At 64.0% G+C, this 26,747-nt stretch carries 19 protein-coding genes; 5 read left to right on the top strand and 14 right to left on the bottom strand.

Annotation, left to right across the window (positions count from 1 at the left end; translation table 11 throughout):
• Positions 1–15: 15 nt before the first annotated feature.
• Positions 16–2,508: a leucine--tRNA ligase gene (gene leuS, locus ASH00_RS13810; protein WP_056549469.1), complete on the bottom strand. Its 2,493-nt coding sequence runs from the start codon at positions 2,506–2,508 to the stop codon at positions 16–18.
• Between the two features lie 375 nt (positions 2,509–2,883).
• Between leuS and ASH00_RS13805 the strand changes: the two genes are divergently transcribed.
• Positions 2,884–6,363 (top strand): bifunctional proline dehydrogenase/L-glutamate gamma-semialdehyde dehydrogenase, encoded by a 3,480-nt coding sequence (locus ASH00_RS13805; RefSeq protein WP_056549467.1) that lies wholly within the window; start codon positions 2,884–2,886, stop codon positions 6,361–6,363.
• A gap of 275 nt (positions 6,364–6,638) precedes the next feature.
• On the opposite strand, the gene glpK is transcribed toward ASH00_RS13805, so the two are convergent.
• The 3 genes from glpK to ASH00_RS13790 form a co-directional block, all read right to left on the bottom strand.
• A complete protein-coding gene (gene glpK / locus ASH00_RS13800) occupies positions 6,639–8,153 on the bottom strand; it encodes a glycerol kinase GlpK (RefSeq protein WP_056549465.1) in 1,515 nt (504 codons plus the stop codon).
• 81 nt (positions 8,154–8,234) lie between these two features.
• The gene (locus tag ASH00_RS13795; protein ID WP_056549614.1) at positions 8,235–8,981 is read right to left on the bottom strand and encodes an MIP/aquaporin family protein; all 747 of its coding nucleotides are present in this window, start codon (positions 8,979–8,981) and stop codon (positions 8,235–8,237) included.
• A 136-nt stretch (positions 8,982–9,117) separates the two neighbouring features.
• Entirely contained in the window at positions 9,118–10,854 is a 1,737-nt protein-coding gene (locus tag ASH00_RS13790; protein WP_056549463.1) for a glycerol-3-phosphate dehydrogenase/oxidase, read from the bottom strand.
• 211 nt (positions 10,855–11,065) lie between these two features.
• On the opposite strand from ASH00_RS13790, the gene ASH00_RS13785 reads away from it, so the two are divergent.
• From ASH00_RS13785 to ASH00_RS13770, 4 genes are read left to right on the top strand one after another with little or no spacing between them, the layout of a single operon-like run.
• Positions 11,066–11,977: a sugar-binding transcriptional regulator gene (locus ASH00_RS13785; RefSeq protein ID WP_056549612.1), complete on the top strand. Its 912-nt coding sequence runs from the start codon at positions 11,066–11,068 to the stop codon at positions 11,975–11,977.
• 59 nt (positions 11,978–12,036) lie between these two features.
• Positions 12,037–12,873, top strand: a complete 837-nt coding sequence (locus tag ASH00_RS13780) for an aldo/keto reductase (RefSeq protein ID WP_056549461.1) — start codon at positions 12,037–12,039, stop codon at positions 12,871–12,873.
• A 1-nt stretch (position 12,874) separates the two neighbouring features.
• Positions 12,875–13,756 (top strand): alpha/beta fold hydrolase, encoded by an 882-nt coding sequence (locus tag ASH00_RS13775; protein WP_056549459.1) that lies wholly within the window; start codon positions 12,875–12,877, stop codon positions 13,754–13,756.
• On the top strand, positions 13,753–14,877 hold the full coding sequence (locus tag ASH00_RS13770; protein ID WP_056549457.1) for a glycosyltransferase family 4 protein: 1,125 nt from the start codon (positions 13,753–13,755) through the stop codon (positions 14,875–14,877). Before ASH00_RS13775 ends, ASH00_RS13770 begins: the two co-directional genes overlap by 4 nt.
• Before the next feature lie 20 nt (positions 14,878–14,897).
• Here the strand turns inward: ASH00_RS13770 and ASH00_RS13765 are convergent, their stop codons facing one another.
• From ASH00_RS13765 to ASH00_RS13720, 10 genes are all read right to left on the bottom strand, one after another.
• The gene (locus ASH00_RS13765) at positions 14,898–16,976 is read right to left on the bottom strand and encodes a primosomal protein N' (protein WP_056549455.1); all 2,079 of its coding nucleotides are present in this window, start codon (positions 16,974–16,976) and stop codon (positions 14,898–14,900) included.
• A 21-nt stretch (positions 16,977–16,997) separates the two neighbouring features.
• On the bottom strand, positions 16,998–18,212 hold the full coding sequence (gene metK, locus ASH00_RS13760) for a methionine adenosyltransferase (RefSeq protein WP_056549453.1): 1,215 nt from the start codon (positions 18,210–18,212) through the stop codon (positions 16,998–17,000).
• A 4-nt stretch (positions 18,213–18,216) separates the two neighbouring features.
• The gene (gene coaBC, locus ASH00_RS13755) at positions 18,217–19,455 is read right to left on the bottom strand and encodes a bifunctional phosphopantothenoylcysteine decarboxylase/phosphopantothenate--cysteine ligase CoaBC (RefSeq protein WP_056549451.1); all 1,239 of its coding nucleotides are present in this window, start codon (positions 19,453–19,455) and stop codon (positions 18,217–18,219) included.
• 30 nt (positions 19,456–19,485) lie between these two features.
• Positions 19,486–19,746 (bottom strand): DNA-directed RNA polymerase subunit omega, encoded by a 261-nt coding sequence (gene rpoZ / locus ASH00_RS13750; protein ID WP_026544007.1) that lies wholly within the window; start codon positions 19,744–19,746, stop codon positions 19,486–19,488.
• A gap of 48 nt (positions 19,747–19,794) precedes the next feature.
• Entirely contained in the window at positions 19,795–20,364 is a 570-nt protein-coding gene (gmk, locus tag ASH00_RS13745) for a guanylate kinase (RefSeq protein ID WP_056549449.1), read from the bottom strand.
• A gap of 14 nt (positions 20,365–20,378) precedes the next feature.
• Complete coding sequence (gene mihF / locus ASH00_RS13740) at positions 20,379–20,714, bottom strand: integration host factor, actinobacterial type (protein WP_056549447.1); 336 nt, start codon at positions 20,712–20,714, stop codon at positions 20,379–20,381.
• A 99-nt stretch (positions 20,715–20,813) separates the two neighbouring features.
• Entirely contained in the window at positions 20,814–21,662 is an 849-nt protein-coding gene (gene pyrF, locus ASH00_RS13735) for an orotidine-5'-phosphate decarboxylase (protein ID WP_056549445.1), read from the bottom strand.
• 1 nt (position 21,663) lies between these two features.
• Positions 21,664–24,975 carry a carbamoyl-phosphate synthase large subunit gene (gene carB / locus ASH00_RS13730; RefSeq protein WP_056549443.1) on the bottom strand — a complete coding sequence of 1,104 codons (3,312 nt, stop codon included), beginning with the start codon at positions 24,973–24,975 and terminating at the stop codon, positions 21,664–21,666.
• Complete coding sequence (gene carA / locus ASH00_RS13725) at positions 24,976–26,220, bottom strand: glutamine-hydrolyzing carbamoyl-phosphate synthase small subunit (protein ID WP_056549441.1); 1,245 nt, start codon at positions 26,218–26,220, stop codon at positions 24,976–24,978.
• Positions 26,217–26,747 (bottom strand): PH-like domain-containing protein, encoded by a 531-nt coding sequence (locus ASH00_RS13720; RefSeq protein ID WP_056549439.1) that lies wholly within the window; start codon positions 26,745–26,747, stop codon positions 26,217–26,219. The genes carA and ASH00_RS13720 overlap by 4 nt, the downstream gene beginning before the upstream one ends.

Raw genomic sequence — 26,747 nt, 5'->3', positions numbered from 1 at the left:
CTCCTCGCCGGCCGGTCAGGCCGGAACGATGTTGACCAGTTTCGGCGCCCGGACAATAACCGTCCGGATGTTCCTGCCGGCCAGCGTCCGCTGGACCTGCGCGGAATCGAGGGCGAGCTCACGAAGCGCATCCTCGGTGATGTCCGCCGGCACTTCGAGGCGGTCCCGTACCTTGCCCTGAACCTGGACGATAGCCGTCACAGTGTCCTGAACCAGCAGTGAGTGATCCACAGCGGGCCAACCGGCAGCCGCCACTGACGCGGGGTGGCCCAGGCGTTCCCAGAGATCCTCCGCGGTGTACGGAGCGAAGAGACTGAGGATGATCGCCGTGACCTCAGCTGCCTCACGGACAGCAGGGTCTGCACCGCCCGCTCCTGAATCGATCGCCTTTCGCGTAGCATTCACCAGTTCCATGACCTTGGCGACGACCACATTGAACTTGTTGTTCTTCAGCAGGTCGCCGGCTTCGGCAAGGGTGCGGTGGGTGACCGAACGCAGCGCGCGGTCCCCGGATGCGGCATCGGAGCCGGGCCCGGACGTCACATCGGCGCCGAGGCGCCACGCGCGAGCGAGGAACTTTGCAGAGCCCGACGGCGAAACATCCGCCCAATCCACGTCGTCTTCCGGTGGGGAGGCAAAGACCATTGTGAGACGGATGGCGTCCACGCCATAGCGGTCGAGCTGCTCACCGAGATTCACACCGTTGCCCAGCGACTTGCTCATTGCCTTGCCGCCGTTGAGCACCTGGCCCTGGTTGAGAAGGGCAGAGAAAGGCTCCGTGAAGTTGACCAGCCCGAGGTCGAACAGGACCTTGGTGAAGAACCGGCTGTAGAGCAGGTGGAGGATGGCGTGCTCCACGCCGCCGACATACTGCCCGACCGGCAGCCACTCATTGACCTTTGCGGAGTCGAACGGCACCTCGGTGGCGTGCGGATCGGCGAAGCGCAGGAAGTACCAGGACGAGTCGACGAAGGTGTCCATGGTGTCCGTATCCCGGGTAGCCGGTCCCGAACACTGTGGGCACTGGACGTTAACCCAGTCTGTCGCTGCTGCGAGCGGCGACGTGCCTTTCGGCGCCAGGTCTTCTCCGCGCAGGTCGCTGGGAAGGCGTACCGGAAGCTGCTCATCCGGGACGGGAACCTCGCCGCATGCACCGCAGTGGATGATCGGGATGGGCGTTCCCCAGAAGCGCTGACGTGACAGCAGCCAGTCCCGCAGCCGATAATTGACCGTGCGCTCGCCGGTACCCTGGGCGGCGACCAGTTCGATGGCTCGCTGGATCGCGGTATCCTTGGGAAGCCCGTTCAGCTCGCCGGAGTTGACCAGCGTCCCCTCCCCCGTGGTCGCCTTGCCGGAGACCGCCGGATCCTCCTCCCCGGTGTCCACCACCATGCGCACGGGCAGATCGAAGGCCCGCGCGAAGTCGAGGTCACGCTGGTCGTGTGCAGGAACGGCCATGATTGCACCGGTGCCGTAGTCTGCGAGCACATAGTCGGCGGCCCACACCGGCAGCTTCTCCCCATTCAACGGGTTTACTGCGTAGCGTCCGGTGAAGACGCCGGTCTTCTCACGTTCAGTGGACTGGCGCTCGATGTCGCTGAGCGTGTTGACGCTCGCCCTGTAATCGGACAGTGCAGCAGCATGCTCGGGGGTCACCAGGTCCGCGGCGAGATCCGCGTCTGCGGCTACAACGAAGAACGTGGCACCGTGGAGCGTGTCCGGCCTCGTGGTGAAGACGGCGACATCGGTAGCCGGCAGGGTGCCGTCGGCCTCGATCGTGAAGGTGACGTGCGCGCCCTCGGACCGGCCGATCCAGTTCCGCTGCATCGCCAGCACACGTTCCGGCCAGTGTCCCGCCAGCGGTTCCATGTCTTCAAGCAGCCGGTCTGCGTAGTCAGTGATGCGGAAGTACCACTGGTTCAGGCTCTTCTTTGTAACGGGACTCCCGCAGCGCTCGCACGCACCATTGACAACCTGTTCATTCGCGAGCACGGTCTGGTCCTTCGGGCACCAGTTGACCGGATGATCCTTGCGGTAGGCGAGCCCTTTTTCGAAGAAGCGCAGGAATAGCCACTGGGTCCAGCGGTAGTACTCGGGATCCGACGTCTGAAGGCGCCGGGACCAGTCGGCGCTGATTGCATAGCGCTTGAAGGACGCCGCCTGGGTGTCGATGTTCGCGTAAGTCCACTCGCTCGGGTGGGCGTTGTGTTTGATGGCGGCATTCTCTGCGGGGAGCCCAAAGGAATCCCAGCCGATCGGGTGCAGGACGTCGTAGCCTAGCTGCCGCCAGTAGCGGGCAACGACGTCACCCATCGCGAAGGCCTCCGCGTGCCCCATGTGAAGGTCCCCGGAGGGGTAGGGGAACATGTCCAGCACATAGCGGCGTTCCCTACTGCCGTCATCGACCGGTGTGAAGGTGTCAAGCTGTTCCCACACAGGAAGCCACTTCGCCTCAATGTCAGCGAAACTGTACGTACCGGCGTCCGGCTCTTCCACCGTGGGATTCATGCTCACTGTTTCTTGCCCTGTCTGTTGACCACTGGTGACCGTCTTCTCCATCCACCATCGCTTCACCGCTCCCGAATGGGTGCCCAGGGTTCATAGCAGGCCCCGGACATACAAAAGCCCCTCAACACAGGAGGGGCGGCCGCGCTGGAATGCGCGGCTAGATAAGGAGCAGATGCGCGAACATGCTCCCACCTTAGCGCAGTTTGGTCCCGGCAGCGTTCTTCAGGAGTTACCATATTTCCATTGGGCGCAACTTTCTGTTATTGCACCCAGCATGCCGAGGCGGAATGCGCCCGCGGCTGATCGGCCAGCCACCGCAGGAGGTGGACTGCTCTGCAGGCATTCTGGCCCGTCGTCGTTAGGTAGACGAGAACAATGACACAAACCATTCCCACCGCAGATCCATCGCCTCAGACCCTCGGCGATGATGCGGTTGCCCTGGTGCGACGTTGGCTGCACCAGGGCACGTCCGGTGGTGACGCCCAGCGCACCACCGGAACGGCTCCGGCAGGCAGCACACGCGGATCGAAGTCCGCGCAACTCCTCGCTGAAGTCCTCAAGGACCAGAACGGGCTCGACTTCACGATCGGTTTCGTGGACCGGGTGATCCGGCCGGAAGACCCTGCCGTTGCAGCACGGAACCTTGCCCAGCTGGCCCGGAAGACGCCGTCGTTCCTGCCCTGGTACATGAAGGGCGCCGTCAGGCTGGGAGGGGTCATGGCCCCGGTCCTGCCGCGCGTCGTCGTTCCGGTGGCACAGCGTGTGCTGCGGGAGATGGTCGGCCACCTCATCGTTGATGCCCGTCCCTCGCACCTCGGCAAGTCAATTGCCGCCCTGCGCGGCGAGGGCGTGCGCCTGAACATCAACCTCCTGGGCGAAGCCGTCCTCGGCGACAAGGAAGCTGACGCGCGGCTCAGCGGCACCCGTGACCTCCTGGCGCGCGACGACGTCGACTACGTCTCCATCAAGGTCTCGTCTGTGGTCAGCACCCTCAATCTCTGGGACTTCGAAGGCACGGTCGAGCGGGTCACTGAGCGGCTGCTGCCGCTATACCGGCTGGCAGTGTCATCCCCGGCTCCGAAGTTCATCAATCTGGACATGGAGGAATACCACGACCTTGATCTCACCGTCGCAGTCTTCAAACGCATCCTCGAAACTCCAGATCTGCGGAACCTTGAGGCCGGGATTGTCCTGCAGGCGTACCTGCCGGACGCTCTCGGTGCACTGCAGGACCTGACCGCCTGGGCGCAGGAGCGGCGTGCCGCCGGTGGGTCCGCCATCAAGGTCCGCCTGGTCAAGGGCGCCAACCTGGCCATGGAGCTCGTGGATGCCGCCGTCCACGGCTGGGAACCGGCCACGCTGCCGAGCAAACAGGCCACAGACACCAATTACAAGCGCTGCCTGGACTGGGCACTGCGTCCCGAGAATGCGGACGCCGTTCGCCTCGGGGTTGCCGGGCACAACCTGTTCGATATTGCGCTCGCCCGCACGCTTTCCGTTGCCCGCGGTGTCGAGGACCGGATCGAGTTCGAGATGCTGCTCGGCATGGCTGAAGACCAGGCCGCAGAGGTGCGCAAGGACGTCGGCTCGTTGCTTCTCTACACCCCGGTGGTGAAGCCGGCGCAGTTCGACGTGGCGATCAGCTACCTCATTCGCCGTCTTGAGGAGAACGCGAGCCAGGAAAACTTCATGAGCGCAGTTTTCGAGCTCACGAAGAATGAGGAGCTGTTCGAGCGTGAGAAGCAACGCTTCCTCGCATCCCTCACCGAACTCGAACCTACGGTGCCTCAACCGAACCGTTCACAGGAGCCGGACCGCTTCACCGCAACCGGGCCCGGCGAGTTCCGGAACCAGTCCGATTCCGACCCGTCCCTGCCCGGCATCCGGGAGTGGGCCAACGAGGTTCTCAGCCGTGTCCCCGGTTCCACCCTGGGCGTCGCGCTCGTGGAGGCGTCCCAGCTGGAAACTAACAACGACGTCGACACCGTCATCCGGTCGGCGCGCATGGCACAGCGCGAGTGGGCGTCGAAGTCGGGAGCAGAGCGGGCGGAAGTGCTGCGCAGCGCAGCGGCCCAACTCGCTCTCTGCCGGGGGGACCTCGTGGAAGTTTCGGCGAGCGAGACAGGTAAGACCATCGCCGAGTCAGACCCGGAAATTTCAGAGGCAATCGACTTTGCCAATTACTACGCGCTGCTCGCTGAAGAACTCGACACCGTTGAGGGGGCCCGGTTTGTCCCTGCAGCGTTGACCGTGGCTACCCCGCCGTGGAATTTCCCCGTGGCCATCGCCGCCGGCTCCGCCCTCGCTCCGCTGGCTGCCGGGAGCGCCGTCATCCTCAAGCCTGCGCCCCAGGCCAAGCGGTGCGCGGCCGTCATGGTCGAGGCGCTGTGGGAGGCCGGTATTCCCCGCGACGTACTGGTGTTTGCTGACGTCGCCGAAGGGCCGGTCGGGCAACATCTGCTCTCCCACCCCGAGGTGGACCGGGTCATTCTCACCGGTGCCTACGACACCGCGAAGTTGTTCCGGTCCTGGCGGAACGATCTTCCGCTGCTCGCAGAGACCAGCGGCAAGAACTCCCTCATTGTGACGCCCAGCTCCGACCTCGACCTCGCCGCGGCGGATGTCGTCCGGTCTGCCTTCGGCCATGCCGGCCAGAAGTGCTCCGCCGCGTCGCTGGCCATTCTGGTGGGGTCGGCGGGTACCTCCGCGCGTTTCCGCAATCAGCTGGTTGATGCTGTGGCTTCCCTGAAGGTCGGCTACCCCGAGGACCCTGAGACCGAGATGGGTCCGATCATCGAGCCGGCCGCGGGCAAGCTCAAGGATGCTTTCACTACGCTCGGGGAAGGCGAATCGTGGTTGGTCAAGCCGAAACAGCTTGATGACACCGGCCGGCTCTGGAGCCCAGGCGTACGCACCGGGGTCAAGCCCGGCAGCTACTTCCATATGACGGAATTCTTCGGTCCGGTGCTCGGCATCATGCACGCTGAGTCGCTTGAACAGGCGATCGAGTGGCAGAACGCCAGCGCGTACGGTCTGACTGGTGGAATACATACCCTGAATCCTGAAGAAGTCTCACAGTGGCTTGAATCAGTGGAGGCGGGCAACCTCTACGTCAACCGCGGCATTACCGGCGCGATCGTTCGCCGCCAGCCGTTCGGGGGGTGGAAGCGCTCGTCCGTTGGACCGGGCGCCAAGGCGGGTGGACCGAACTACCTCATCCACCTCGGCAGCTGGGAGCGCGAAGAGCTCCATCCGGGTAACGTTCACGCGCCGCTCAGCGGGCCGGTCCGCCAGCTGCTGCACGCGGCGGAAGTCCCCGACGGCGACCGCGGCTTCCTTGCCCGTTCCGCAGCCGACGATCAGCGTCACTGGGTGCGCACCTTCGGAACGCATGAAGACGTGTCGGCCCTTGGCGTTGAACGGAACGAATTCCGGTACCTTGCGACCCCGGTGACCGTCCGGCTGAACGAAGCCGGCGCTATCGGCGAATTCATCCGGGTGGTAGCGGCAGGTCTGCGCAGCGGCTCGACCATGTCGGTATCGACCCCGGAGCCGCTTGCACCGGCCCTCACGGCGGTCCTGTCAGCACACAATGTCACCCACCGGGTAGAGGACGACGCCGCGTGGCTGGCTGCCGCCCCGTCTGCGGGCCTGGGCCGGGTGCGTCTCGTGGGCGGCGGCTACTCGGAACTGTGTGCAGCCACCGACGGCGATCCGGACATCGCCATTTACAGCGGTCCCGTCACGGAGGCCGGCCGAATTGAGATGTTGCCCTTCCTGCGTGAGCAGGCAGTATCAATAACGGCACACCGTTTCGGCAATCCGGACAACGTTTCAGGAGAAGTCCTCCGCTAAAAACACCACAACCAACCTCCCGTCCCCCAAACGCAACGGGCGCCTCGATTACTCAGGCGCCCGTTGCCGTTGACGGGAGTCCAGCGTTCCAAGGTGACGGCGGCAAAGACCAGCGCCCGGGCGGCACCCGCGATGCCCCGGAGCGGTTGGACATCGCGGAGCGGGCAGGGCCCGCGGGTGCTGTGCGGACGCGGACCAGCCGCGAGCCCGCAGCTCGACCCACCAAAAAGCGGAGCGAACAATGTCCGCTCCGCCTTTTTTGGTGCTACGAAGAACTACTGAACGTCCTCATCCACCCAGTCGAAGGTCTTGGTGACAGCCTTCTTCCAGTTGCGCAACTGACGGTCGCGCTCGGCGTCGTCCATCGTCGGGAGCCAGCGCTTGTCTTCGGACCAGTTCGAGGCCAGCTCGTCCGTGTCCTTCCAGAAGTCGACGGCGAGGCCCGCAGCGTAGGCGGCACCGAGTGCCGTGGTTTCCGTGACTTTCGGCCGGATCACGGGGATACCGAGGATGTCGGCCTGGAACTGCATCAGCGCGTCATTGGCGACCATGCCGCCGTCGACACGGAGATCTTCCATGTTGACGCCGGAATCAGCGTTGGCGGCGTCAAGCACCTCGCGTGTCTGGAAGGCGGTTGCTTCCAGGGCAGCGCGGGCAATGTGACCCTTGTTCACAAAACGGGTGAGGCCGACGATCGCACCGCGGGCATCGGAGCGCCAGTACGGTGCGAAGAGGCCGGAGAACGCTGGAACGATGTAGACGCCTCCGTTGTCCTCGACCGACTTCGCAAGCTGCTCCACCTCGGGAGCGGTCTTGATGATCCCGAGGTTGTCCCGGAGCCACTGGATGAGTGAGCCGGTGACGGCGATCGAACCTTCGAGTGCGTACACCGGCTTGGCGTCGCCGAGCTTGTAGCAGACCGTCGTCAACAGGCCGTTCTTCGAGTGGACGATCTCCTCACCGGTGTTGACGATCATGAAGTTGCCGGTGCCGTAGGTGTTCTTGGCACCGCCCTTCTCAAACGCCGCCTGACCGAAGGTCGCAGCCTGCTGGTCGCCGAGAATACCCGCCACGGGAACCTCGCGGAGGAGCTGCGAGCTGTGAACGTTGCCGTAGACCTCGGAGGAAGACCGGATTTCCGGCATCATGGAGGCCGGAACGCCGAAGGTTTCCAGGATGGAGGAATCCCAGCTCAGCGTTTCGAGATCCATGAAGAGAGTGCGGGAGGCATTCGTGACGTCGGTGATGTGCACTCCGCCATCAGCACCGCCCGTAAGGTTCCAGGTCACCCAGGAATCGGTGTTTCCGAACAGGAGGTCCCCGGCTTCAGCCTTCTCGCGGGCGCCTTCAACGTTGTCGAGGATCCACTTGATCTTCGTTCCGGAGAAGTAGGTTGCCAGCGGCAGGCCGACCTGCTGCTTGAACCTTTCGACACCGCCATCAGCAGCAAGCTCGTCGACGATCGGTTGGGTGCGCGTGTCCTGCCAGACAATCGCGTTGTAGACCGGCTGGCCGGTGTTCTTGTCCCACACAACGGCGGTCTCGCGCTGGTTGGTGATACCGACGGCGGCGATGTCATGGCGGGTCAGGTTGGCTTTTGAGAGGGCGTTGCCGATGACCTCACGGGTGTTGTCCCAGATTTCAATCGGGTTGTGCTCCACCCAGCCGGCCTTGGGGAAGATCTGCTCGTGCTCCTTCTGGCCGGAGGAGACGATGTTCCCCTGGTGGTCGAAGACGATTGCACGGCTTGAGGTGGTTCCCTGGTCAATAGCGATGACGTACTGCGGCATTACTTCTCCTCATTGAGTGTACTTCTCGGTTTATTCGGACGGCGATGGCCCAGGATCATCTGTGCCACCGGCTGGTGTGGCTCAGGCTGCGGGAGTCGGGAAGGTGACCAGCATGGCGATCAAGCCGCCAAGCACACCGCCGATGATCGGCCCGACAACCGGAACCCAGGCGTAGCTCCAGTCGCCGCTTCCCTTGCCCTTGATCGGCAGGAACGCGTGTGCAATACGAGGACCGAGGTCGCGGTTGGGGTTGATGGCGTAGCCGGTGGGTCCACCGAGCGATGCGCCGATACCGACGACAAGCAGAGCCACCGCGAGCGGGCCGAGGCCCGACGGCGTACCGGCGAAGGCGATAATGACGAAGACAAGAACGAAAGTGCCGATGATCTCAGTGACCAGGTTCCAGCCGTAGTTACGGATGGCTGGGCCTGTGGAGAACACTCCGAGCTTGTTTGCGGGATCCGGTTCGGCATCGAAGTGCTGCTTGTAGGCCAGCCAGCAGCCCACCGCACCGAGTATTGATCCGAGCATCTGCGCTGCAAAGTAGGCAAGCGCGGTGCCCAGGTTCTTATCGACGCCGGGAGCGAACTCCGCGATGTCGCCATTAGCCCACAGGCCGACTGTGACGGCGAAATTCAGGTGCGCTCCCGAGAGCGCAGCGACGTAAACACCGGCGAAGACCGCAAGGCCCCAACCGAAGTTGACCATCAGGAACCCGCCGTTATTTCCCTTGGTCCCGGCCAGCGCAACGTTGGCTACGACCCCTGTACCTAGCAACAGCAGCATGAACGTGCCGAATGTTTCGGCGACGAATACTTCCAGAGACATCTTTGACTCCTCCATTTATTCAACTATGGGCCGTATTGACCCCGGTACCGTGATGGTCGCGGCACCGCGTTACTCCCCCGGCAAGTGCTGCCGTTGGTTCTCAGCTACCCGAGGGCTGCTGAAGATTGCTTACAACCTATGCAACCAAACTATGCACACTCACCTTGTGTTGTTCCTGCAACAATCGGCGGGTGTCTTCGATCTCGCCCTTTCGCTCGGCTGCAGTCCAGTCGAGGTAGGTCCCGAGAATGTCGGCGAGCTCGTCAATCAGCTCTGCGCTGACGAGTCCGTTGAAGGCCAGCGCGGTCCTTCTGATGATGACATCGGAGATGTGCTGTACCTGTTCCTGAAGCACCATGTACTCGAGCTCACGAGTGGAGACTTCCCGGGTAGTCTGCAGCGGACGGTCCTCGCCGTCGACGATAAAGGCAGCGACCTCGGCGGCTCTCGTGCCGTACCGCTCGAGCAGGAGCCGGACGCGCTCCGCGGGCAGCCCTGCTCCATTGGCTTCGGTCCAGGCGGCAATGTCACGCGGTTGCTGCGGGAATCCCGTCCCGCCGCCGATCGGCAATGCTGCAGTCGAAACGGTCCTGCTGCGCTGCAGCAGGCCGAGGACCTCGTCCGCGAGATGCTCCGAGAGCGCACGGAAGGTGGTCCATTTGCCGCCTACCAGACTGAGCATGGGGCGGTTGGCGGTAGTTCCCCGCTCAATGCGGTAGTCCCGGGAAACGAAGCCGGGTTGGGTGTCGTCGTGGCGCGGCAGCGGGCGCACACCTGAGAAGGTGTACACGATGCTGTCCCGGGTGGCGCGAACCGTCGGGAAGACATGGTGGATCAGATCGAAAAAGTAGTCGATCTCGGCGTCGGTGCAGACAGCCGCGGCATCCATGTCCGTTTCAAGGTCTGTGGTGCCGACCAGCACACGGTCCCCCATCGGGTAGATCAGAACGATCCGGCCGTCCGAATGTTCGAAGAAGATCTCCCGGCCGGCGCAGGCCGCCAGCAGTTCCGGATGATCGAGCACAATGTGGGAGCCTTTGGTTCCACCCATGAAACTGCTCGGTTGACCCAGAGCGCTGTTGGTTCCGTCCACCCAGGCCCCGGAGGCGTTCACGACGACGTCGGCCTGAACCGGAAAGACCTCGCCGGTGAGCTCATCGCGGAGCACGATGCCTTCCTCACTGCTGCCGACCGCGCTGACGTAGTTGACGGCCCGGGACCGGGGGTTGGCGCGCAGTCCGTCCTGGAGCACGTCGAGGGTGAGCCGCTCGGGGTTATGGACGGAGGCATCGAAATAGGTAGCCGTGTACTTCACATCCGGCCTCAATTTGGGCAGTTGGGCAAGCGAGGCTTTCCGCCCGATGAACTTATGGCGGGGCACGGTACCGCCTGCCCGCGAGAACGCATCGTACAGTGTCAGCCCGGCCTTGATCAGAACGGCGCCGCGCTCGCGGGGTGCGCCCTGTCTGTGGGTAAGGAACCGGAGCGGGGCGGCCAGGATGCCGGAAAAGGTGCTGAAGACCGGGATGGTTGTCTGGAGCGGCTTGACGTAGTGGGGTGCGAGCTTCAAGAGGGCATTCCGCTCCACAACCGATTCACGCACCAGGCGGAACTCACCATTCTCGAGGTACCGAATGCCTCCATGGATCATGTGAGACGAGGCACCCGAGGCGCCCTGGCAGTAATCGCCGCGTTCAATGAGCGTGGCGTCAATGCCCTGAAGCGAGAGATCGCGGAACGTACCTACCCCGTTGATGCCGCCGCCGATGATGAGTACGGAGGTCCTTCCCGCCTGCTTCAACTGCTGGACGCTATCCCGTAAAGGACGGTTCTGTTCGACCGACGGCGTCGTCGGCCCGGTGCTGTTCCTCACGGGATGCTGGCTCCTTGACTAGTGGTGCAATACGGTTCTGACCCCTATTCTTTGGAGGATTGGGAATATTCGTCAACAACAGTGCACAAACGTGCACCCACCTACGGAGAATTCAGTGAACACTGCTCCCCCGAACGCCGCCGACCGAGCAAATGTCCGAAATTTCGAGGCTAAGCAGCCACGTAACCGCGACGCTCTTCGCGCAGCCCAGATGTACTACCTGCAGGACCTCACCATGAACGCGATAGCCCGTGAGCTTCGCACGTCCCGCTCCACCGTGTCCCGGCTTCTTTCCATGGCGCGGGATACTGGGTTAGTTCAGATCCAGATCAACAATCCCCTTGACCGGGCACCTGCTCTTGAACGTGAGATCCGCAATCGTTTCGATGTGGAGGCGCATGTGGTCCCCGTGACGGACCTCGTGAGCGACTCGGATGTGCTCGACCGCGTTGCTATCCAGGCAGCGCGAACGCTGGGACCGTTGGTTGACTCCAACGCCATCATCGGAGTTGCCTGGGGGTCAACCATCAGCGCCGTCAGCCATCATCTGACCCGTAAGGTCACGCATGACAGCACAATTGTCCAGTTGAACGGCGCGGGCAACACGCAAACGACCGGAATCACCTACGCGAGTGAGATTCTCCGCCGGTTCGGCGCCGCGTACGGGGCGCGCGTCGAACAGTTCCCTGTCCCCGCCTTCTTCGACCATGCCCAGACCAAAACAGCCATGTGGGCCGAGCGCAGCGTCAGGCGCATCCTCGATCTTCAGGAGCGCATGACCATGGCGATCTTCGGGGTAGGGTCAACCGGCGCGGGCATTCCCAGCCATGTCTATGCGGGCGGCTACCTCGATGAGGAAGACCTCGAGATCCTTCGCGAGAACCAGGTAGTCGGTGATGTTGCGACCGTCTTCTTCCGTGCTGACGGATCCTACAGCGACATTGTCCTCAACAAGCGAAGCACGGGACCTGACCTCAGTATGCTTGGCCAGGTCAGTCGGCGCATCTGCGTGGTGTCCGGTGAATCAAAAATCAACGGCCTGCGCGGCGCGCTCGCTGCGGGCCTGGCAACCGACCTCATTGTGGATGAACGTTCAGCCCGTGCGCTGGTTCGCCAGGGCTGATTCGACCGGCTCGCCGGTCATGACGCGCTCCCGGCCCCACCCTCGGTAGAGTCGGAGGCATGCATACTTCCGGCAAGGCATCGGTCTCCAACGGCGTCGTCATGGACCGGCTGGGTTACGGTCTCTACAAGGTACCGGCGGACGATGCCCACGGGCTGTGCACCCTCGCGCTCGAAGCCGGCTACCGGCTGCTGGACACCGCTGCGATGTACGGCAATGAGGAGGGAGTGGGCCGTGCCGTGCGAGATGCCGTCGACGCCGGCCATGTTGAGCGCGGCGACGTCTTTGTGACGTCGAAGGTCTGGAACGAGGATCACGGCTACCAAGCGACTCTTGCCGCGTTCGAGGACTCCCTTAAGCGTTCCGGTCTCGACTACCTCGACCTCTACCTGATCCATTGGCCGTGCCCGGCCAAAGACCAGTATGTCGACACCTGGCGGGCACTCGAGGAGCTTTACTCACGGGGCAGGGTTCGTGCCATCGGGGTATCCAATTTCCAGCGACACCACCTCGAGAAGCTTTTGTCCCGAACGGAGGTGGTTCCTGCTGTGAATCAAATCGAACTTCATCCCTACCTGCAGCAGCGGGACCTGAGGAGCTTTAATGCCGAGCACGGCATCCTCACACAGGCGTGGAGTCCTCTCGGACGAGGGAGCCTGCTCACGAACCCCACCATCACCCACATTGCCGCCAAGCATTCCAGGTCACCGGCGCAGGTCATTCTCCGTTGGCACCTGCAAACCGGCGGCGCGGCCGTAGCAAAGGCCAGTTCGCAGGAACGGATAGCTGAAAATTTCCGGCTCTCCGACTTCACGCTCGACGCGGTGGACATGACGGCCATCGCCCAGCTCGACTCGGACACACGGGTCGGTTCCCATCCGGACCTGGTCAACTGAGATGGTGGTATTGAATCGCGCTGCCGCTGTGCGGTCACTGCACCTGAACGGCGGCTTGCGGCGTTTCTGGGACTTTCCGCCTGAAGGAGCGGCGCAGGACGCGCCTGCGATCTTCATGGTGCACGGATTCCGCGGCGACCACCACGGGCTGCTGCGGATCATCGAAGCGCTTCCGGCCCACCGCGTTCTTGTGCCGGACCTCCCGGGCTTCGGTCAGTCCGAGCCCCTGGACGGGACGCACGACGTCGCGGCGTATGCGGCGTTTGTCCGGAGCAGTATGGACCGGCTTGCCCTCGGTCCCCAGACGGTGCTGGTGGGTCACTCCTTCGGGTCCATCATCGCGGCCAGGGCCGCGGCAGACGCTCCCGGCGCCTTCAACGCCTTGGTCCTCATCAACCCGATCAGCGCCCCAGCTCTTGAAGGACCCAGTCGGATTGCCACCCGCCTTGCGGAGCTGTACTACCGCCTTGGCGCGGCGCTTCCCGAGCGGGCGGGACAGGCAGTGCTGCGCAACCGCATGATCGTGCGTGCCACGAGCGAGCTGATGGCTAAAACCCGGGACCGGCCGCTGCGGCGGTGGATTCACGCGCAGCACCGCGCCTATTTCAGTGCGTTCGCCTCCCGGGAGGTCGTCCTGCAGGCGTTCACAGCATCCATCAGCGCGACTGTCCGCGACAGCGCCGCCCTGCTCCATCTTCCGGTGCTCCTGATTGCCGCTGAGAAGGATGATCTCGGCTCGGTGCAGACGCAGCAGGAGCTTGCGGCGCTGATGCCGGACTCCACACTCGTGGTGCTTCCGGAGGTGGGTCACCTCGTCCATTACGAAGCGCCTGATGCCGCGGCCGGCCACATCTCAGATTTCGTAGAGTCGAGGACCCGATGAAAATCCTGATCGATGCCAGGTTCACCCGCACCGACCACCACGACGGCATCAGCCGCTATGGAGCCAGCCTCATTGAAGCGCTCGCACATCGGCCGGACGCCGAGGTAACCATGTTGGTTCATGACCGTCGGCAATTGGCCCTGCTACCGGACGTTCCGCATGTGATGATCAACAGCCCGCTTTCCCCCGCCGAACTGTTCGTCTCCTGGCGCATCAACCGCCTGGAGCCGGACGCCGTGTTCTGCCCGATGCAGACCATGGGTTCGTTCGGGCGCCGTTACCCGCTAGTGCTCACGCTTCACGATCTCATCTACTACCAGAACCGCACGCCGCCGGGCTTTCTTCCCCTGCCGGTCCGGGTTCTGTGGCGGCTGTACCATCTGGCCTACTGGCCGCAGCGGGTGCTTCTGAACCGGGCCGACGTCGTTGCCACCATCTCGGCGACCACCCGAGCCCTGATGGAGACGCACCGGCTGACGCGGCGGCCGATCCGCATAATTGGCAATGCCCCCCAATCAGGTGCCGTACCGCGGCCGCCGGATCCGGCTCCGGACAAATCGCTGCTCTACATGGGATCCTTCATGCCGTACAAGAACGTGGAGACCCTGCTGGCCGGGATGGCAGGCCTGCCCGACTACACGCTTCATCTGCTGAGCAGGATCACGCCTGATCGGCGTGCGGAGCTTGAAAGGCTTGTACCCGCCGGAGCAACAGTGGTGTTTCACAATGGCGTCAGCGACCGGGACTACGATCAGTTGCTGCGCTCTGCCACTGCCCTCGTGACGGTCTCCCGGGCTGAGGGTTACGGACTTCCCGTCATCGAAGCCATGGCGGTGGGTACCCCCGTTGTCGCTGCGGATACGCCCATATTCCGGGAGGTTGGAGGAACAGCGGCATTGTACGTGCAGCCGGATTCACCCGAAGAGTTCACCAGTGCCATCCGGGCGCTTGATGATCCGCTGCGTTGGAAAAGCGCGTCCGCTGCCGGTCGGGAACAGGCCCTTAACTATTCCTGGGACACCTCGGCTGATTCACTCCTCGCCGCGCTTGAAGAAGCAGCAGAGCTCCACGACGAACCCGCAGGCGGTGGGCGGCGACGTTCACGGGCTCGGCAGCGTTGACTGGCTGGAGCACTGAGGCGCTAGAGTGCCCCGACAGGATCGATCCGAACGTGGACAGGTTCGGAGGTCCGCCTGGCCGAGAGCGAAACCCGGCGCGCCCGTAACGCGCCGACGACCTCTGCGGCATCGCGGTACCGGAAGAACACCAGAGTACGGTGCGAGCCCGCCGCTGACTGTTGGCCCGGTTTCTCCGGGCCTGCCGGACCCGCCGCGGCGCGCACCGCAGCTGGACCGACAACCCTGCACGATGGCGGCAGGTCCACTCCTTCAAGGAAGGCCGCCAGTGACTCCAGGGAACCGGTCAGCGCTGCGTATCGCACGGCCGGCGGCAGCCCCAGTTCGGTGCGCAGTGCGAGCTCACGCGCCGCAGCACCGGCAGGATCCCAACGGACCAGGTGGCCGGCAGCGACGTCGTCATCCGCGGTGACAACCACCACACCGCCTGCCGAGGCAGGACGGGCGAGCACCGCAGCGTTGAACCAGCGCTGGAGGGTACTCTCCAGCGCACGCAGGGACTCCCTGCCCAGAAGCGCGTTCCCGTCCAACAGGACCACGGCGGCGTAGCCCGAAACCGCAACAGGTTCGGCACCCGGGGTTGCCACCACCACTCGGGGCGAATCATCCACCGCATCGAGAATATGATCGCCGGACGAGGAAACGACGACGGCGCCGGGGAACGCCCGGCCCAGTTCCTCAGCGGTGCGCGCAGCGCCGCTGACGGTGGAGCGGAGCCGACCGCCCGAACATGTTGGGCAACGCCAGGCGTGATCAGGCCGTCCACACCAGCGGCACGCGACAACCGAGCCCCGGCCGGACTGCGCCAGGGGACCGGCGCAGTGCTGACAGCGGGCGGGTTCCCGGCAGTCCTGGCATGCCAGGGCAGGTGAGAATCCCGTGCGCGCAACCTGGATCAGGACAGGCCCGCGCTGCAGCCCATCCCTGGCGGCGCGCCAGGCCACCGGAGGAATCCGGACCTGGTGCGTCAGCGGTTCGCGGTCGGTGTGAAAAGTATCGGCCGAGTGAAGGACCCGCGGAGCGAGCCGACGCACGGCCGGACGATCAGCGGTCAGGGACTGTGCCCAGCCGCTGTCGATTAGCCGCTGGGCCTCGACGCTTCGGGAGGCTGAAGCAATCAGCAGTCCGCAACCTTGCAGTTCACTGCGCAGCAGCAGTACCTCGCGGGCGTGCTGGTAAGGGGCGCGCGGTTCACTGTGTGACTCATCATTGTCGTCCCAGAGGCACACGAGCCCCAGGTCCCGCACAGGTGCATAGGCGGCGGACCGCGTACCCACCGCCACTCTGACCTGTCCATGCAGGAGTTTGAGGAAGTTGCGGTACCGGGGGGTGGGGCCGTCTTCGGCCGTAAGCCGGACGAACTCATCCGCACCGATGCGCGCACGAAGTGCCTCTTCAACACGGCCGAGGTCCCGCTGGTCAGGAACAACGACGACGGCGCCACGCCCCGCCGCCCACACTGCATGTACCGCTTCGGCCATTTCCGCCGGCCACCCGGCCGGCCCGTAACCACCGAGTGTCGTCAGTACCGCGCGCGGACTCTCACCTTCGGTCAATCGTGCCAGGAACCGCTTGCCGTTAACGTACCGGTCATACACAGGGGGCTGACCGGCCTGTGCGGGCACATCGGGGGGAACCGTCCCGTCAATTGTGAACTCCTTCTCCACGCGGGCCACCCGCGGAGGCACTGCTGATCGAAGGACATCGCTCACGGAGCCGGCGTACCGGACCGCCACGGAGGCTGCAAGTGCCAGGATTTCAGGGGTCGCCACCGGATGCGCAGACACCACCCTGGCCAGCGGCAGCAAACGTGCCGGGCTGTCGGACACGGCAAGCCGCTCGATGATGAACGCCGCATGCTCCCGCCCGGCGAAGCGGACTTTGACCCGGGCGCCAGGGACGGCGGCGTCGTCGTCCAACGCCGGAACCAGGTAATCAAACGGACGGTCAAGATGCGGCAGTGGTGAATCGATCAGAACCCGGGCGACTGGCAACTCGGCTGCGACCGGGGACGTACCGCGCGGAGCCGCCGGTGCGCTGAAGCCCTGCAGCAGCGAAAGCTGCCGTCCATCGTCGGAACTCATCGGTTCGAAGGTAATACCTGCCTACGCGTTGAAGTAGCTCTTGAGCTCGTCGGTGCGGTCAGTGAGTTCCCAGTTGAACCCGTCGCCCTCGCGGCCGAAATGCCCGTGCGCGGCGGTCTTCTGGTAAATGGGCCTGAGCAGGTCAAGAGAATTGATGATCGCCAGGGGGCGGAGGTCAAAGATCTCGTTGATAGCCGAGCCGATTGCAGCGGGATCGACCTGCTCGGTACCGAAGGTCTCCACGTAGATGCCGACCGGCTGCGCCATGCCGATTGCGTACGCGATCTGGATCTCCGCGCGGCGGGCAAGCCCGGCAGCCACGACATTCTTAGCGACCCAGCGCATGGCGTAAGCGGCCGATCGGTCAACCTTTGACGGATCCTTGCCGCTGAACGCACCGCCGCCGTGACGGGCCATTCCACCGTAGGTGTCCACAATGATCTTTCGTCCGGTCAGTCCTGCGTCTCCGACCGGCCCGCCGATGACGAATTCACCGCCCGGGTTGAGGATATGGCGGACGTTTGAAATGTCGAGATGGGACGTCGCCAGAACCGGGGTGATCACGTGCTCCACGAGGTCAGCCCGCAGGGTTCCAAGGTCGACCCCCTGGGCGTGCTGAGAGGAAATGACCACCGAATCGACGCTGACCGGCCTGTCGCCGTCATAACCGACTGTGACCTGTGTCTTGCCGTCCGGGCGCAGGTAGGACAGTGTGCCGTTCTTCCGGACATCGGTGAGCTGCTCGGACAAGCGGTGGGCCAGCCAGATAGGTGTCGGCATCAGGACGGGCGTCTCGTCGCTGGCGTACCCGAACATGATGCCCTGGTCTCCTGCGCCCTGGGCATCATAGGGGTCGGTACTGGTGCCCTCCCGTGTTTCGAGCGACCTGAACACGCCTGAGGCGATCTCGGGAGACTGCTGACCAATCGAAACGGACACACCGCAGCGTGCTCCGTCGAAGCCGTTTGCTGATGAATCGTACCCGATTCCCAGGATGGTCTTGCGCACGATCTCCGGGATTTCGACGTACGCTTCGGTGGTCACCTCGCCGGCCACGTGAACCAGGCCCGTGGTCACAAGGGTTTCCACCGCTACACGGGACCGTGGGTCCGCCGCCAGCAGCGCATCCAGAATGCCGTCGCTGATCTGGTCACAAATCTTGTCGGGATGGCCCTCGGTCACCGATTCCGAGGTGAACAATCGCAAGGGGTGGCTAGGCGTATGGGGTGAATTCACGTGATCACTCTACTTGGTCGAATGAGGTCCCCAGCATGGCAGCAACCCGCGCAATGATGACGGCTGCCACGCTGGTCTTGCTCCCGCTCACGGCCTCCGGCTCCGCGCCGCCCGCGTCCAAAATGGCCACCTCAGTGGAATCCTGTCCAAAGACCAGTGAGCGACCCACCCTGTTCAGTATCAGCAGGTCGCAGCCCTTGCGCTGCAGTTTCTGCTGTCCGTGCGCAAGAGGTGTGGCGTCGTCGTCCCCCGTTTCGGCAGCGAATCCGACAATCACCGCGGGAGATCCCAGCTCTGCGCGCTGCTGCACCACTTCCACAAGGATGTCCGGGTTACGAATCAGCGTGATCACAGGGTTCTCACCGTCGTCGCGCTTTTTGACCTTCGTATCCGAGACGGTATCCGGTCGGAAGTCAGCGACGGCCGCAGCCATGACCAGTGCATCCGACCGCTGCGCCAGCTTGAGCGTGACTTCCCGCAGCTCTTCGGCGGTTTCCACGACCGTGAGCTGCGCACCGGGCGGAGGCTGCACTTCCAGATGGGCCGCAATGAACTGCACGGTAGCGCCCGCCTCCAGAGCGGCCGCGGCAAGCGCCACCCCTTGCTTCCCGGAGGACCGGTTACCAAGGAAACGCACCGGATCGAGCGGTTCGCGGGTGCCGCCTGCGGTGATGGTGACCGTGCGGCCGGCCAGCGGACGTGCTGCCCCGGTCGGCGTCCCCGAAGCTGCCCCCAGCGCGGCAGCGAAAATGTCGTCAGGCTCCGGGAGCCGCCCCGGTCCGCTGTCCGCGCCCGTCAGGCGGCCTACCGCCGGCTCCAGAACGACGGCGCCACGGGCCCTCAGCGTCGCAACGTTCGCGGCCGTAGCCGGATGCTGCCACATTTCGGTGTGCATGGCCGGCGCGTACACAACCGGTGCCCGAGTCACCAACAAGGTTCCCGTGAGGAGGTCGTCCGCCATTCCGGCGGCTGCGCGGGCGAGCAGGTCGGCGGTCGCAGGAGCGACGACCACAAGATCCGCCTCCTGACCTAACCGCACATGGCGGACCTGGTCGACGGCGTCGAACACATCGTTGCTGACCCGGTTCCCCGACAGCGCTTCCCAGGTGGCCGTGCCCACAAAGCGCTGCGCTGCATCGGTGGGAATCACCGTCACCTCATGGCCGGCTTCAGTGAACAAACGCAGAAGGGACGCCACCTTGTAGGCGGCGATCCCTCCTCCAACTCCCAGGACGATACGCACGTCGAGTCTTCGCGCTGACCGGCGGAGCGCTTACTCCGACGCTTCTGCCGGTGCAGCTACGAGCATTCCCTCATTGATCTCGCGCAGGGCGATCGACAGGGGCTTCTCATTCAGCTTGGTCTCGACAAGCGGCCCGACGTACTCGAACAGGCCCTCGTGCAGCTGCGAGTAGTAGGCGTTGATCTGGCGGGCACGCTTGGCACCGTAAATCACCAGGGCGTACTTCGAATCCGACGCCTCGAGCAGGGAGTCGATCGGCGGGTTGATGATGCCTTCGGGCTGAGTAGACACAAAATCTCCAATAGTCGCTGGGCCGCAAAAGCCACTGCGCGTTGCATTTTACTGCGAGTGCGCGGTGAGGCCCATCAATGAAACAAGCTCATCTGCTGCGCGCTGAACATCGTCATTAATCACGGTGTGATCAAATTCCGGTTCGGCAGCAAGTTCCAGTTTAGCGGTTACCAGGCGCTGCTGTTGTTCCTCGGCGGTTTCGGTACCCCTGCCGATGAGCCGCCGGACCATTTCCTCCCAGCTGGGGGGGGCGAGGAACACGAAATTCGCTTCCGGCATACTCTCCTTCACCTGTCTCGCGCCCTGCAGGTCAATCTCGAGGAGAACCGATTTTCCGGCCTCCATCGCTGAATTGACCGTGCGTCTCAGGGTGCCATAGCGGTTCCGCCCGTGCACAACGGCCCACTCCAGCATCTGGCCCGTTTCCACCAGGGAGTCGAACTCTTCCGGCGACACGAAGTGATAATGAACTCCCTCCACCTCACCCGGACGGGGAGCGCGGGTTGTCGCCGAGACGGAGAGTTCCACCTCCGGGTAATTGTCACGGATGTAGGTCGAGACAGTCCCTTTGCCCACAGCCGTTGGGCCCGCAAGCACGGTCAGCCGCGGCTGATTCACGAATACTTCTTTCTCTAGTGGCGGTTGTTCGCCGGGTGGTTCGTCAAATGTTCAACGAGGGCCTTGCGCTGGTGGATTCCCAGCCCGCGAACCCTGCGGGTAGCTGCGATTCCCACGGCGTCCATGATGCCCGCGGCCCGCTTCTCTCCCACACCGGGCAAAGCCTTGAGTAAATCAAGAACCCGAAGCCTGCCGATCGCTTCTTCATGCGTAGAACCGTTGATGACGTCATCGACCGTGACTTCTCCCGACTTCAGCCGGGACTTCAGCTCCGCCCGGACGGCCCGGGCCGCAGTTGCTTTTTCCCGCGCCAGTGTTCGTTCGCTATCGGTGAGAGGTTTCAGGCTCACTCGGGCTCCCTAGGCAGTTGAAACCGTCGGCCAAGCACCGGCAGTGACGGGTCTGGAGTTTGGGCTTGCACTGAACCTATCTGCTCGGCTGACTGAAAATCAATCCGTTCCGGGCTCGGCGACCCCGGACAGGTCCACCGCGCGTTGCGCCGTGGCGACCGCCTGGCGAAGTCGTGCCGCGTCGGGACCGGAGCTAAGGATCTCCCTGCTCGAGTTGGGCAGGATCACTCCGGAGGCGCCCGCGAAGGTTTCCAGAAGCTCCTGCCGGCCGGCACCCTGCGCCCCCACGCCGGGAGCGAGAATCGGCCCGTTCAGCGCGCCCAGGTCGAGCCCAAGCTGACGCACCGCTGCCCCTGCGGTCGCGCCGATCACCAGACCCACCGAACCCGGGGTGCCGCCGTCGTTCTCTGCAGCCGCTGCCTGGACTATGCGGCGCGCAACCGAGTCCCCGCCGCCCACATGCTGCACGGACGCGCCCTCCGGGTTGGAGGTGAGGGCCAGGACAAAGACCCCGCGACCCGTCTCACTGGCCGCGGTCAAAGCCGGGCGAAGCGACTCGAACCCCAGGTACGGGCTCAGGGTGAGGGCGTCCGCTGCCAGGGCGGACCCGTCTCGGAGCCAGGCATCGGCATAGCCGGCCATGGTTGATCCGATGTCCCCGCGCTTGGCGTCTGCGATTGTCAGCACCCCGGCCGCGGTGCTGTGCTTCAGCAGCCGCTCGAGGACGGCCATTCCGCGGGAACCGTGCCTCTCGAACAGGGCAACCTGCGGCTTCACGACCGCCACACTTCCCGCGACCGCCTCCAACACCGTCTCCGAAAAAGTGTCCAGCCCGGCGGGGGTATCGGGAAGGCCCCACGCCGCCAGCAGTGAGGGGTGCGGATCGATTCCGACGCACAGGCTTCCGAAACGCCCGACGGCGGCCGCCAGCCGCGATCCGAACGTCACCTTAGGCTCCGACCGGGTCCGGAACGGTCTCGCCCCGGATAGCCCGTGCGTGGTCCTGCAGGCTTGTGACCGACCACTCGTAGGTGCGCAGCGCCTCGATTGCCTGCACCGCCGCGTTGAACTCAGCGACGGTGGTGATGCACGGAATGCCGATCGAGGTTGCAGCAGCGCGCAGCTGGTACCCGTCGCTGCGAGCCTCCCCACCTGAGGGTGTGTTGAAGACCATATCGATTTCACCGGCGACCACCAGGTCCGCAATGGTTCCCTCGCCCTCTGCACTGCTGCCTTCGGCGACTTTCCGGACAGGAGTGGCCTGAATCCCATTGCGGCGCAGCACATCGGCAGTGCCGCCGGTGGAGACGATTTCGAAGCCGAGATCCGAGAGTCGCTTGACACCCATGATGATCGAACGCTTGTCACGGTTAGCCACGGAGACGAACACTTTGCCCTGGGTGGGCAGGGCGTTGTTGGCAGCGGCCTGGCTCTTGGCGAAGGCGGTATCGAAATGCTTGTCAATACCCATGACTTCACCGGTCGAGCGCATCTCAGGACCCAGGAGCGAGTCAACCACTGTGCCCTCCGGCGTGCGGAAGCGGCTGAATGGAAGCACCGCCTCCTTCACCGACACCGGCGCGGATAGCGGCAGCTGTGAGCCGTCACCGTTTTCAGGCAGGATTTTATAGGCAGTCCTCAGCTGGTGGATGGTGACACCGGTGCCGATGAGGGCGGCGGCCTTCGCCATCTGGACACCCGTGGCCTTCGAGACGAACGGGACGGTACGCGAGGCGCGCGGGTTGGCTTCGAGTACGTACAGCACATCTGTTGCAAGCGCGAACTGGATGTTGATGAGACCGCGGACGCCGACGCCCTCGGCGATGGCGCGGGTTGCTTTCCGGACCCGATCCAGCACATCGGTACCCAGAGTGATCGGGGGCAGCACGCACGCGGAGTCTCCGGAGTGGATGCCGGCTTCCTCGATGTGCTCCATAATGCCGCCGAGGTACAGGTCCTTGCCGTCGTACAGCGCATCGACGTCGATCTCCACGGCATCCTCGAGGAACCGGTCAATCAGGACCGGATGGTCCGCAGTGATTTCTGTCGCGTTGGAGATATAGCGGGACAGGTTCGCCTCGTCATACACGATCTCCATGCCGCGTCCACCCAGCACGTACGAGGGCCGGACCAGGACCGGATAGCCGATCTCGTCGGCGATGGCCCGGGCATCCTCAAAGGAGACTGCCGTACCGTTCTTCGGGGCTATCAGTCCGGCCTCGGCCAGGACCCGCGCAAACTCACCCCGGTGCTCAGCCAGGTCGATGGCCTCAGGCGACGTGCCGAGGATCGGGATGCCGGCATCGGCCAGCGCCTGGGCAAGCTTCAGCGGCGTTTGGCCGCCTAGCTGCACAAAGACACCCATGACCCCGCCGGTCCGTTCCTCTGCGGCAATCACTTCGAGGACATCCTCCAGCGTGAGCGGCTCGAAATAGAGTCGGGTGGAGACGTCGTAGTCCGTGGAAACGGTCTCCGGATTGCAGTTGACCATCACCGTCTCATAGCCGGCCTTGCGCAGCGCCATGGTCGCGTGGACGCACGAGTAGTCGAATTCGATGCCCTGTCCGATGCGGTTCGGGCCGGAGCCCAGGATGATGATGGATGGCTTGGCGTGCAGGCCCACCTCGTCCTCTTCGTCGTAGGACGAATAGTGGTACGGCGTGTACGCCGCGAATTCGGCTGCGCAGGTATCCACAGTCTTGAAGACCGGCCGGATGTCGAGGGCGTGACGTACGCCCCGCACCACTGCCTCCGGCGTATGCGTGAGGAGGCCGATCTGCTCGTCGGAGAAGCCGTGCCGCTTCGCCAGTCGCAGCGTGTCAGGCTTGATCCCGTCCTGGCGGACGGTCGCAGCCACCTCGTTGAGGAGGACGAGCTGGTCCAGGAACCACGGATCGATACCGGTGGCCTCATAGAGGTCTTCAATGCTCGCTCCTCCGAGGAGTGCTCGCTGCACCTGGGAGAGGCGCTCCGTCGTCGGGCGCTTTGCCGCGTCGATCAGTTCGGGGACGTCGAATTCGCTGACCGGATCAAAGGTCAGCTGTGAGCCCTTTTGTTCCAGGGAGCGCAGCGCCTTCTGCAGCGCTTCGGTGAAGTTTCGGCCCATCGCCATCGCCTCGCCGACGGACTTCATGGTGGTGGTCAGCGTGTCATCTGCGGCGGGGAACTTCTCGAACGCGAACCGGGGAACCTTGACCACAACGTAGTCCAGTGTCGGCTCGAAGGACGCCGGTGTCTTGCGCGTGATGTCATTCGGGATCTCGTCGAGCGTGTACCCGAGGGAGAGCTTGGTGGCGATCTTCGCGATGGCGAATCCGGTGGCCTTCGAGGCCAGGGCCGAGGACCGCGAGACGCGTGGATTCATCTCGATGACCACGACGCGGCCGGTACCTGGCTCAACCGCGAACTGGATGTTGCAACCGCCCGTGTCCACGCCCACTTCACGGATGACCGCGATCGAGATGTCCCGCAGGCGCTGGTACTCACGGTCGGTGAGTGTCAGGGCCGGCGCGACGGTAATGGAGTCGCCGGTATGGACCCCGACCGGGTCGAAATTCTCGATGGAACAGACGACGACGACGTTGTCCTTCTTGTCGCGCATCATTTCCAGCTCGTATTCCTTCCACCCAAGGATGCTCTCCTCAAGCAGTACCTCGCTGGTAGGGCTGTACTGCAGGCCCTGGCCCACAATGCGCCGCAGGTCCTGCTCGGTGTAGGCAAGGCCGGAACCGAGACCACCCATGGTGAAGGAAGGGCGGACCACCATCGGGTATCCGAGATCCTCCGCGGCAACAAAAGCTTCCTCCAGGGAGTGAATGATGGCGGACCGCGCCGATTCCGCGCCGCAACGCTCCACGACGCCCTTGAACTTCTCGCGGTCCTCGCCGAGCTCGATCGCAGCGATGTTCGCGCCGATGAGTTCCACACCGTATTTCTCGAGTACGCCGTTCTTGTCCAGGGCGATCGCCGTGTTCAGCGCGGTCTGGCCGCCCAGCGTGGGAAGGATCGCGTCCGGACGTTCCTTCGCGATGATCTTCTCGACCACTTCCGGCGTAATCGGCTCAACGTAGGTTGCGTCGGCGAACTCCGGATCGGTCATGATCGTTGCCGGGTTGGAGTTGACCAGGATGACCCTCAGGCCCTCCTCCTTCAACACGCGGAGCGCCTGGGTGCCTGAATAGTCGAACTCGGCCGCCTGGCCGATGACGATGGGCCCCGATCCGATGACCAGGACGGAGGTGAGATCGGTTCTGCGGGGCATCTAGTTTTCTTCCTGCGCGGGGGTGGGAGCTTTGGAGACTTCGGAGGCATCAAGCTTGCCGGAGCCGTCGCCGGAGCGGGCAGCTTCGGCCATGAAGTCGATGAACCTGTCGAACAGGTACGCGGAATCATGCGGGCCGGCACCCGCTTCCGGGTGGTACTGCACCGAGAACGCCGGCAGATCCAGGCACGCGAGGCCCTCGACGACGTCGTCATTGAGGCACACATGGCTCACCTCGACCCGGCCGAAGCGTTCCTCAGGAGCGGTAACCGGTCCCTCGAGTGGTGCGTCCACCGCGAACCCGTGGTTCTGGCTGGTGATCTCAACCTTGCCGGTGCGCCGGTCGAGTACGGGCTGATTGATTCCCCGGTGCCCGTAACGCAGCTTGTACGTCCCGAAACCGAGTGCCCGGCCAAGGATCTGGTTGCCGAAGCAGATACCGAAGAACGGCATCCGCGCGTCGAGAACGTGACGCAGTAGCGAAACCTGGGCGTCCGCGGTAGATGGATCCCCCGGCCCGTTCGACATGAAGACGCCATCGGCACCGACGGCCACGACGTCGTCGTAGGTTGAATCTGCAGGCAGCACCACCGTGCGCACACCGCGCTGGGCAAAGTGCTTCGGTGTCATGGCTTTGATGCCGAGGTCCAGGGCCGCCACGGTGAACCGCGGCTCCCCATCCCACCCGTGGTCGGCGGGCTCCACCACGTAGCGCGCGGTGGCGCTCACTTCCTCCGCGAGCCGGAACCCCTCCATGCTGCGCTGGCCTTTTACCTCGGCAAGGAGCTCAGCATCACTGCGTGCGGCGTCCGGTCCGGAGAAGATGCCGGCCTTCATAGCGCCGCGCTCGCGCAGGTGACGGGTGATGGCACGGGTATCGACTCCCTGAATACCGACGACGCCCTGTTCGGTCAGCTCGACATCGAGGCTTTTCTCGGACCGCCAGTTGGAGGGGCGCCTCGCCGGGTCACGCACAACGTAGCCGGCCACCCAGATCCGCCGGGACTCGGCGTCGTCCCGGTTCACCCCGGTGTTGCCGATGTGCGGTGCCGTCTGCACTACGAGCTGCCGCGCGTAGGAGGGATCCGTGATGGTCTCCTGATACCCGGTCATGCCGGTAGCGAAGACTGCCTCGCCCAGAGCCGTTCCGGGCGCTCCGTAACTGCGTCCACGGAAGGTACGTCCGTCCTCCAGAATCAGAACCGCCTCTGCACCGGCGCCTGCTACTCCCGTGTGTGTTGTCACTGTATTTCCTTGCTCGTGGGGTTGGTGAGGGGGTCAGCGTCCTCAATCAGTGCGCTGATCGCGGCCAGAAGCTGAGTCTTGTCCGCGGAATACCGGGTTCGGAAGCCGGTATCAAAGGTCTGGGAATCCAGGGTCCATGACACAACCACCAAACCGTCCTTTTCAACGAATTTTCCGGCCATGCCGCGCTCGAGCCGAACGTCTGAAAGATTTTCCTTGGCGATGTACACCTCGCTATCACCGGTGCGGTCAAACAGGAGACCGTGCGCATACACGGCTGCGGTCGCTGTTGCCTTATTGCCCAAACCATGGGCTGTAACGCGGTCAAGCCAGTCACCGCCGGTGGTGGTGACCACGTATTGCCCTTCCGCCGCATAGAGCGGTGTCCCGGGATTACCGGGGAGACCGGCAGGAGCCTGCAGCCCATGCTGGCGCAGCTGGCGATTGCGCCAGCCGAGGGCCATCAGTCCCACCACCAGCACGATCGCAATCAGTGAGATGACGACCGCGGTTGTTGCTACGTCCAC

It is taken from the genome of Arthrobacter sp. Soil782, from assembly GCF_001428435.1.
Taxonomy (GTDB): Bacteria; Actinomycetota; Actinomycetes; order Actinomycetales; family Micrococcaceae; genus Arthrobacter_D; species Arthrobacter_D parietis.
This window is presented reverse-complemented; position numbering and strand designations above follow the sequence as displayed.